Raw genomic sequence first — 576 nt, forward strand, 5'->3', positions numbered from 1 at the left:
CGCCCTCGAGCTGGCGTTCCGGCTCCCGCGGCTCTGGACCCTGCTCGACGATGCCACCCTGCTGACGGGTCCGCGGGTGTGGCAGGCCCGGATGATCTCGCGCGAGACCCACGACCTGTCCCTGGACGCCGCCCTGCACGCCGACCGGCTGATCTGCGCGGTCCCCGACAAGATCGGGCTGGTCGACGCCCGCCGACTGGCCCACGAGGCCCGGCTCCACGCCGACCCCGACCGCGCGGTCGCCGAGGAGGACGAAGCCCTCGCCCGGCGCGGGGTCTGGCTGCACCGCGACGGCGCTGCACCCGCGACCACCGAGGTCGTGATGACCCTGGACACCCCCGACGCGCAGCTGCTCGACCAGAGCGTCACCCGGATCGCCGCGGACCTGCGACAGCTCGGTGACACCGACCCCCTCGACGTACGCCGCGCCCGCGCCGTCGGCGTCCTGGCCGACCCCCAGCACGCCCTGGACCTCATGTCCGGCCGACCCGACGCCGCACCCAGTCCCGGCGGCACCGGGTCGCTCGACCTGGTCGTCCACCTCACCCCCACCGACCTCACCGACCAGCACGGCGT

The 576-nt window shown here is 75.2% G+C and carries 1 protein-coding gene; it reads left to right on the plus strand.

Annotated elements, in window-relative coordinates; genetic code table 11:
* The coding region (locus tag ASG49_RS18820) for a hypothetical protein (RefSeq protein ID WP_369814192.1) at positions 1–576 on the plus strand (576 nt) is incomplete at both ends.

It is taken from the genome of Marmoricola sp. Leaf446 (assembly GCF_001424755.1).
Lineage (GTDB): Bacteria > Actinomycetota > Actinomycetes > Propionibacteriales > Nocardioidaceae > Marmoricola.